At 68.6% G+C, this 7,886-nt stretch carries 8 protein-coding genes; 1 reads left to right on the top strand and 7 read right to left on the bottom strand.

The features are described 5' to 3' along the window. Nucleotides 1-161: 161 nt before the first annotated feature. Together pgeF and rluD are read right to left on the bottom strand one after the other, a co-directional pair. Nucleotides 162-944, bottom strand: a complete 783-nt coding sequence (gene pgeF, locus ACESLR_RS11000) for a peptidoglycan editing factor PgeF (protein ID WP_373026042.1) — start codon at nucleotides 942-944, stop codon at nucleotides 162-164. Continuing rightward, nucleotides 937-1,896 (bottom strand): 23S rRNA pseudouridine(1911/1915/1917) synthase RluD, encoded by a 960-nt coding sequence (gene rluD / locus ACESLR_RS10995; RefSeq protein ID WP_373026041.1) that lies wholly within the window; start codon nucleotides 1,894-1,896, stop codon nucleotides 937-939. The genes pgeF and rluD overlap by 8 nt, the downstream gene beginning before the upstream one ends. Nucleotides 1,897-1,975: 79 nt before the next feature. On the opposite strand from rluD, the gene ACESLR_RS10990 reads away from it, so the two are divergent. Further along, on the top strand, nucleotides 1,976-2,818 hold the full coding sequence (locus ACESLR_RS10990) for an outer membrane protein assembly factor BamD (protein ID WP_373026040.1): 843 nt from the start codon (nucleotides 1,976-1,978) through the stop codon (nucleotides 2,816-2,818). A 264-nt stretch (nucleotides 2,819-3,082) separates the two neighbouring features. Here the strand turns inward: ACESLR_RS10990 and ACESLR_RS10985 are convergent, their stop codons facing one another. The 5 genes from ACESLR_RS10985 to panD form a co-directional block, all read right to left on the bottom strand. Then, nucleotides 3,083-3,421: a P-II family nitrogen regulator gene (locus tag ACESLR_RS10985; protein ID WP_017940393.1), complete on the bottom strand. Its 339-nt coding sequence runs from the start codon at nucleotides 3,419-3,421 to the stop codon at nucleotides 3,083-3,085. An 88-nt stretch (nucleotides 3,422-3,509) separates the two neighbouring features. Then, on the bottom strand, nucleotides 3,510-5,204 hold the full coding sequence (locus tag ACESLR_RS10980) for an NAD+ synthase (protein ID WP_373026038.1): 1,695 nt from the start codon (nucleotides 5,202-5,204) through the stop codon (nucleotides 3,510-3,512). Nucleotides 5,205-5,210: 6 nt separating this feature from the next. Continuing rightward, nucleotides 5,211-6,086, bottom strand: coding sequence for a succinate--CoA ligase subunit alpha (gene sucD, locus ACESLR_RS10975; RefSeq protein ID WP_373026037.1), 876 nt, complete (start codon nucleotides 6,084-6,086; stop codon nucleotides 5,211-5,213). Further along, complete coding sequence (gene sucC / locus ACESLR_RS10970; RefSeq protein WP_373026036.1) at nucleotides 6,083-7,243, bottom strand: ADP-forming succinate--CoA ligase subunit beta; 1,161 nt, start codon at nucleotides 7,241-7,243, stop codon at nucleotides 6,083-6,085. The genes sucD and sucC overlap by 4 nt, the downstream gene beginning before the upstream one ends. Nucleotides 7,244-7,313: 70 nt before the next feature. Next, the gene (panD, locus tag ACESLR_RS10965; protein ID WP_373026035.1) at nucleotides 7,314-7,694 is read right to left on the bottom strand and encodes an aspartate 1-decarboxylase; all 381 of its coding nucleotides are present in this window, start codon (nucleotides 7,692-7,694) and stop codon (nucleotides 7,314-7,316) included. Nucleotides 7,695-7,886 lie beyond the last annotated feature (192 nt).

Below are 7,886 nucleotides of genomic sequence, written 5' to 3'. Positions count from 1 at the left end.
GCATCCGGACGCCTCCGTCTTCTTCGAGTGAGAGTGATCACCCCCCACTCTGGCACATCGCGATGCCGTAATAGGGCGGGGGCGTCCATTCCATTGAAGTGCGCTGCGCCGCGGCGAGCTCCATGGGCAACCCACGCGCCAGACCCGGCGCGCGGCCGGGGTTATCGCGGGTAGTCGGGATCGACCCAGACGAGCGTCCCCATGCGGCCGGTCGCACCGTCGCGGCGATAGGAATAAAAGATCTCCGCCTCGGTGAAGGTACAACGTCCGCCACCGGCAACCTGCGCGACGCCCGCGCGTAGCAGCCGCTGGCGCGCCAGCCGGTAGAGATCCGCCAGCAGGCATCCCCCGGCGCCCGGCCGAAACGCGGTATCGGCCTCCGGATCCTGCGCCCGGAAGGCATCCCGCACCTCGGGCCCGACCTCGAAGGCCGCAGGTCCGATCGCCGCCCCCATCCAGGCGTGGATCGGTGCACCCGGACACAGATCCCGCAGGGCGACCATCGTCGTCTCCAGCACCCCGTCGGCCAACCCGCGCCAGCCGGCATGAGCCACCCCGACCGCCGTGCCGTCGGCGGTCGCCAGCACCACCGGCAGACAATCGGCCGTCTGCACCGCACAGACCACGCCCGGCCGGTCGCTGACCACTGCATCCGCCTCGGCCGTGGCACCCGCCTGCAGCGCCGCACGCAGGGCATCGGCACTGATCACGCCCGTCCCGTGGACCTGGCGCGGCCACAAGATCGGCGAGGGCAGACCCAGATCCTGCTCCAGCCGCTGTCGATTCGCGGCCACATGTTCAGGATCATCCCCGGTGTGCAGCGCCAGGTTGAGCGAGGCCCAGGGCCCGCCACTGACCCCCCCCGCCCGGGTGGTCTGCAGCGCGTACAGGCCGGCTGGGAGTTCGCCGGGCTTCGGTGTCAGTAGCGGCAGGGCATCAGGCATCACCGGCCTCCCGGGCATCGGCGCGCAGGGCCGCCAGCAGGGCCTCGAAGTCCTCCGGCAGCGGGGCCTCGAAGGCGCAGGGTTCGCCGCTCTCCGGATGTTCGAATTCCAGGCGTGCCGCATGGAGGGCCTGACGCTTGAAGGCCGCGACCGTAGCCTTCGCCAATTCGCCCATGCCCTTTACCGGCCGCGGCCGTCCGCCGTAGGTCAGGTCGCCGACGATCGGGTGGCGGACATGCACCATATGCACACGGATCTGATGGGTGCGCCCGGTCTCCAGGCGCACGTTCAGCAGGGTATGGGCGGGGAAGCGCTCGGCGACACGGTAATGGGTGACCGCAGGCTTGCCGGCACCGGTGACCGCCTGGCGCTTGCGGTCCACCGGGTGGCGACCGATCGGCTCGTCAATGGTGCCTCCGCTGATCACCCGCCCCTGGACCAGCGCCCGGTACTCGCGATGCACGCTGCGCGCCTGCAACTGGCGCACCAGGGCAGTCTGGGCCGCGGGGGTGCGCGCGACCACCATCAGCCCGGTGGTGTCCTTGTCGAGCCGGTGGACCACGCCCGCGCGCGGTAACTGCGCCAACTCCGGTGCATGGTGCAGCAGGGCATTGACCAGCGTGCCGTCACGATGCCCGGCGGCCGGGTGCGCCACCAGCCCCGCCGGCTTGTCGAGCACCAGTACCGAGGCGTCCTCGTAGAGGATATCCAGCGCAATGGCCTCGGGTTGCGCCTCCAGCACCGGGGCCTCCGGCGCGATCAGTTCGACCCGCTCGCCACCGCGGACCGGCGTTCGCGGCCGGGGCGATCCGCCGTCCACCCGCAGCGCGCCCTCCTTCAACCACTGGGTCAGCTGGCTGCGCGAATATTCCGGGAACAACCGTGCCAGGGCGGCATCCAGGCGCTGTCCCGCCGCTTCTTCCGGCAGACAGGCCTCGCGCGGTTCACTCATTCCGCCGCCCCCCGCTCGTCGCCACCGGGCTCTGATGTTGTAGAATCCCTGCACTTCGGTTCATCTGTGAGGCCTCGCCGTGATTTCTGTCCCGCACCTGTCGCGCCTGCTCGTCGTTCTGATCGTGGCGCTCGTGGTCACCGGCTGTGCCGGGCGCGAAGACCCGACGCTCGGCTGGTCCGCCAGTCAGCTCTACGGCGAGGCCAAGAATGCCCTAAACGAGGGCAACTACGACCAGGCCGTCGAGTACTACGAAAAACTCGAGGCGCGCTACCCGTTCGGGCGCTACGCCCAGCAGGCGCAAATCGAGATCCCCTACGCCTACTACAAGGCCGGCGAGCCGGAACCCGCGCTGGCGGCGGTGGATCGCTTCGAGCAGCTGAACCCGCGTCATCCGAACCTGGATTATGCGTACTACTTGCGCGGGCTGATCAACTTCAACCGCCAGCAGGGCTTTCTCGCCGACCTGTTCCCGCGCAACCCGGCCGAAATGGATCCGGAACCCTTCGACCAGTCCTTCCAGGATTTCGACCGCCTGATCCGAGAATTTCCGGACAGCCGCTACGCCCCGGATGCCTACCAGCGCATGATCTACATCCGCAACGCGCTGGCCGCCTACGAACTGCGCGTGGCGGAGTTCTACATGGAACGCACCGCCTGGGTCGCCGCAGCCCAGCGCGCGCGCAACGTCATCTCCACCTACCCCGGCACGGAAGTGATGCCGAAGGCCCTCGCCGTGCTGCATCGCGCCTACACCGAGCTCGGCCTGGAAGACTACGCCGAGAACACCATGACCGTGCTGGAACTGAACTACCCGGATGCCGCCGTCGCCGTGCGCGCCGGCGAGCCGGTGGAACTGGAAGGTCAGGAACGCCGCGGCCTGTGGCGGGTGATGGACCGCATCCCCTTCCTGACGAACTAACCGGGTAAAGCGGCTCAAGCAATTAAGTCACCCCGGGCCGGCGACCCGCACCGCCTTGGGTGTGGCTCGGTCATTGCGAGGCCCCGCAGGGGTCGTCACACAGATGCAGCGAAACTGCGCCGAACGGTCGCAGTCCGGCCCGAAGGGCGGACGCAGCGAGCAACCTCCGTCCGCAACCACCGGATCCCGACGCTCTGCGAGCTTCAGGAGATTGCCACGCCGGCTTCGCCTCCTCGCAACGATGGCACCCGTAACTCCGCCGTGCTAGAGGGCCTCGCTGCCCTCTTCTCCGGTGCGGATACGGACGACGCGCGACATGTCGGAGACGAAGATCTTGCCGTCCCCGATCTTGCCGGTGCGCGAAGCCTTCACGATCGCGTCGATGCAGGGATCGACGCGATCGTCGTCCACCACCAGTTCCAGCTTCACCTTGGGCAGGAAGTCGACCACGTATTCCGCGCCCCGGTAGAGCTCGGTATGCCCCTTCTGGCGCCCGAACCCCTGAACCTCGGTCGCGGTCATCCCGGCAATACCCATCTCGGTCAGGGCCTCGCGGACATCTTCCAGCTTGAACGGCTTGATGATCGCCTCGATCTTCTTCATGCGAATCCCTTTGTGTTGTGCCCGCTGCGCGGGCGCTTGTCTCACGCCTCGGAGTGTATCAAACCCCCGGCCCGGCGCCGGTGCACATTCAATCCGGACGGTAGCCGGAGGTGATGGGGTAGCGCCGGTCGCGGCCAAAGGCGCGCGGGCTGACTCGCACCCCCGGCGCGGCCTGGCGGCGCTTGTATTCGGCAACGAACACCATGCGCGCGATGCGCTCCACCGTGGGCCGGTCGAAGCCCTGGGCGACGATCTCGGCGACCGACTGCTCCTGCTCGACGAAGGCCTCGAGGATCGCGTCCAGCACGTCGTACGGCGGCAGCGAGTCGGCATCCTGCTGATCCGGCGCCAGTTCGGCGCTGGGCGGACGCTCGATCACCCGCTCCGGGATAGCCGCCCCGCGTGTGTTGCGCCAGCGCGCCAGGCGATACACCCACTGCTTGGAGACGTCCTTCAATGGCGCGAAACCGCCATTCATGTCGCCGTACAGCGTGGAATAGCCCACCGCCATCTCGGACTTGTTGCCGGTGGCCAGCAACAGCTTGCCACTACGGTTGGAAAGGGCCATGAGCAGCACACCGCGGGCCCGGGCCTGAAGGTTCTGTTCGGTCATATCCCCCGTGGCCGCCGGGTAGGCCGCCAAGACGTCCCCCAGCCCGCCCATGAAGCTCTCGACCATCGGCTCGATGGCGATCTCGTGGTACTCCACCTCCAGCAGCCGAGCCTGCTCCTCTGCGTCTTCGATGCTGATCGAGGCCGTGTAGCGGTAGGGCATCATGACGGCGGTGACCGCCGCCGGGCCCAGAGCATCGGTCGCCAGCGCCGCGGTCAAGCCGGAATCGATTCCGCCGGACAAGCCCAGCAAGACCCCCGGGAAGCCGTTCTTGGTCACGTAGTCGCGGATGCCGATCATCAGCGCTTGGTAGAGGTCACGGGCGTCCGCCTCGTCCGGCTCCGGACCGGGATCGGCCAGGGTCGGGCGGATGCCGCAGGCGGACAGGTGCATGTGCTCGTCGCGCGGACGAAGAACCGGTCCCTGTGCCCCGCGGCTCGCCTCCAACTGCCCCTGTCCGGTAGCCCAGGCCGGCAGCACGGCGCGGGCCCCGTTGACCGGGTCGTGCACAAAGGAGCGCCCGTCGAAGACCAGTTCGTCCTGCCCACCCACCTGGTTCACGTAGACGACCGGACAGCCGGTCTCGGCCACGCGCTGGCCCACCACCCGCAGGCGCTCCTCGGCCTTGCCGCGGTGGTACGGCGACGCGTTGAGATTCAGCAGAAGCTCGGCCCCGGCATCCTGCGCCCCTGCGGCCGGACCCGACTGCCAGATGTCCTCGCAGACGGTCAGCCCGATCTGCCAGCCATCCAGCTCCACCACGCAGGGGGTGTCGCCGGCGACAAAATAGCGCTGCTCGTCGAATACCGAATAGTTGGGCAGGACCTGCTTGGCGTAGCGCGCGATACAGGCCCCGTCGCGCAGCCAGAGGGCCGCATTGATCAGCCCGCCATCCCCCTGCACCGGGGCGCCCAGGATCACGTCGATGTCCCGCGCCGCCTCGATGATCGCCGCCACCGCCCGCTCCACCCCCAGCAGGAAAGCCGGACGCAGCAGCAGGTCCTCGGGCGGGTAGCCGGTGACCGCGAGTTCGGGGAACACCACCGCGCGGGCGCCGCCGGCCCGGGCCTGCTCGATCGCCTCGAGGATACAGTTCCGGTTGTCGTCCAACCCGCCCACCACAGGGTTGATCTGGGCCAGGGCCAGACGCAGGGGCTGCTCGGCGGTCATCGCGACTCAGGCGCCGGCGAGGGCGGACTGCATCGCGACGCCCAGCCCCGCCGGGCTCTCCGCTACGGTCGCGCCGGCCTCGCGCAGGGCCGTCATCTTCTGCTCCGCGGTGCCCTGACCCCCGGCGATGATCGCGCCGGCATGTCCCATGCGCCGACCCGGCGGTGCGGTGGCACCGGCGATATAGGCGGCCACGGGCTTGTCGAATTCGTCCGCGATAAAACGCGCGGCGCGTTCCTCGGCATCGCCGCCGATCTCGCCCACCATCAGCACGCCGTCGGTCTCCGGGTCATCGCGGAACAGGCGCAGGCAGTCGACAAAGTCCAGGCCCTGGATCGGGTCGCCGCCGATGCCCACGCAGGTGCTCTGCCCCAGGCCAAGGTCGGAGGTCTGCTTGACCGCCTCGTAGGTCAGAGTGCCCGAGCGCGAGATGATCCCGATGCGCCCGCGGCTGTGGATATAGCCGGGCATGATCCCGACCTTGCAGGCATCCGGCGTGATGATGCCCGGGCAGTTCGGACCGATCAGTCGCGTGGGGCTGCCGGCCAGCACCTGCTTGACCCGCACCATGTCCTGTACCGGGATGCCCTCGGTGATGCACACGGCCAGTTCGATTCCGGCATCCGCCGCCTCGCAGACCGCATCGGCCGCGAACGGGGCCGGAACGTAGATCATGCTGACGCTCGCGCCCGTCTGCGCGACCGCATCGGCGACGGTGTCGAAAACCGGCCGGTCCAGATGGGTCTGACCGCCCTTGCCCGGGGTCACGCCCCCGACCAGACGCGTGCCGTAGGCGATGGCCTGCTCGGAGTGGAAGCTCCCTTGCTTTCCGGTGAACCCCTGGCAGATCACCCGGGTGTCGCGGCCGACGAGGATGCTCATGCCACGGCCTCCACCACGGCGCGTGCCGCCGCATCCAGATCGGCAGCCGGGATCACATCCAGGCCGGAATTGGCCAGCGCGGCACGGCCCTGCTCGGCGTTGGTACCCTCCAGGCGCACCACCACCGGCACCTGGACCTGGACCTCGCGGATCGCGGCGATGATGCCCTCGGCGATCAGGTCGCAACGCACGATACCGCCAAAGATATTCACCAGTACGGCCTTCACCGAGGCATCCGACAGGATCAGCTTGAAGGCTGCGGTCACCCGCTCCACCGTGGTGCCGCCGCCGACATCGAGGAAGTTGGCCGGCGAACCACCGTGGTGCTGGATCAGGTCCATGGTCGCCATTGCCAGGCCAGCGCCGTTGACCATGCAGCCGATCGAGCCGTCCAGGCGGATGTAGTTGAGATCGTGCTCGCGCGCCTGTTCCTCGGCCGGATCGCGCTGGCGCGCGTCACGCTCCGCGAACAGCGCCTTCTGGCGGTACGCCGCTGAGTCGTCGATGGTCAGCTTGGCGTCGATCGCCAGCAACCGGTCGTCCCCGGTCAGCACCAGTGGGTTGATCTCGAGGAGCTGAGCATCGAGCTGCTGGAACAGGGCGTGGGCATTGGTCACCAGCTGCGCCATCGCCTTTGCCGCGTCGCCGGACAGGCCCAGAGTCGAGGCGACCCGCCGGCCGTGGAAGGGCATCACGCCGGTGGCCGGATGGAGCGGCAGGGTCACCACGGCCTCCGGGCGCTCCGCCGCCAGGGTCTCGATATCCATGCCGCCCTCGGCGGAGACCACCAGTGCCAGGCGCTCGCGCGAACGATCCACCAGCAGGGCGAAATAGAACTCGCGAGCGATGTTCACCGCCGGCTCCAGCAGCAGCTGGTCCACTGGCAGCCCCTCGGGCCCGCTCTGGCCGGTCACCAGACGCGAGCCCAGCAGCTTGTCCGCCGCCTCGCTGGCGTCCGGGACGGAATCCGTCATCACCACGCCGCCGGCCTTGCCACGACCGCCCGAGTGGACCTGGGCCTTGACCAGCACGCGCTCGGCACCCAGGGCCTGCCACGCGGAGGGGAGTTCATCCGGGGACGTGATGACGTGGCCATCGGGAACCGGGATGCCGGCATCGCGGAAGCGCGCCTTGGCCTGAAATTCGTGGAGATTCATGGGCGACGAGGATAGCGGCGCGCCCCCGGCCCGACAACTGCGGGCAGGGCGCGCGCGAGGGGAGGGGGAATCAGGCGGCCTGGACCGGGATCCCGTGACCGGTGCGGATGATCCGGTTACCGGCGTCGAGATAGACCAGGTCGGGGGTAAATTCGCGGGCCTCGGCGGCGTCCATCTGGGCGTAGGCGCAGATGATCACGCGATGACCCACCGCCGCCTTGTGTGCCGCGGCGCCGTTGACCGAGATGATCCCGGATCCGGCCTCGCCCTCGATCGCGTAGGTGGTGAAGCGCTCGCCGTTGTCGACGTTGTAGATCTGGATCTGCTCGAACGGCAGGATACCGGCGGCCTCAAGCAGGCGCGTGTCGATCGCACAGGAACCCTCGTACTCCAGCTCGCAATGCGTGACCCGGCCCTGATGCAGCTTGCCTTTGAGCATAGTGACAACCATACGGCGAATTCCCGGCTTGTACCTCGGAAGGGCGAAAAATTATCCGCGATCCAGGCGGCTACGGCAAACCCGCCTCTTCGCGTCGATGGTTTTTTCACCACGAAGTTGGCGCCCCGTCCGGGGACGACGCGCTGTCGCGCAGGAAACAGGGGGCGTGGATAATGATCGCACGCGCGGGGCAGGAGGCCGTTT

The sequence above is a fragment of the Thioalkalivibrio sp. genome (assembly GCF_041685615.1).
In the GTDB taxonomy this organism is placed as follows: Bacteria; Pseudomonadota; Gammaproteobacteria; order Ectothiorhodospirales; family Ectothiorhodospiraceae; genus Thioalkalivibrio.
The sequence above is the reverse complement of the archived record's forward strand: the minus strand, read 5'-3'. Positions and strand labels throughout refer to the sequence as shown.

Bases quoted from the DNA above. Each gene is read 5' to 3' on its own strand.
- pgeF (WP_373026042.1), bottom strand. From the start codon at position 944: ATGCCTGATGCCCTGCCGCTACTGACACCGAAGCCCGGCGAACTCCCA.
- rluD (WP_373026041.1), bottom strand. From the start codon at position 1,896: ATGAGTGAACCGCGCGAGGCCTGTCTGCCGGAAGAAGCGGCGGGACAG.
- ACESLR_RS10985 (WP_017940393.1), bottom strand. From the start codon at position 3,421: ATGAAGAAGATCGAGGCGATCATCAAGCCGTTCAAGCTGGAAGATGTC.
- ACESLR_RS10980 (WP_373026038.1), bottom strand. From the start codon at position 5,204: ATGACCGCCGAGCAGCCCCTGCGTCTGGCCCTGGCCCAGATCAACCCT.
- sucD (WP_373026037.1), bottom strand. From the start codon at position 6,086: ATGAGCATCCTCGTCGGCCGCGACACCCGGGTGATCTGCCAGGGGTTC.
- sucC (WP_373026036.1), bottom strand. From the start codon at position 7,243: ATGAATCTCCACGAATTTCAGGCCAAGGCGCGCTTCCGCGATGCCGGC.
- panD (WP_373026035.1), bottom strand. From the start codon at position 7,694: ATGGTTGTCACTATGCTCAAAGGCAAGCTGCATCAGGGCCGGGTCACG.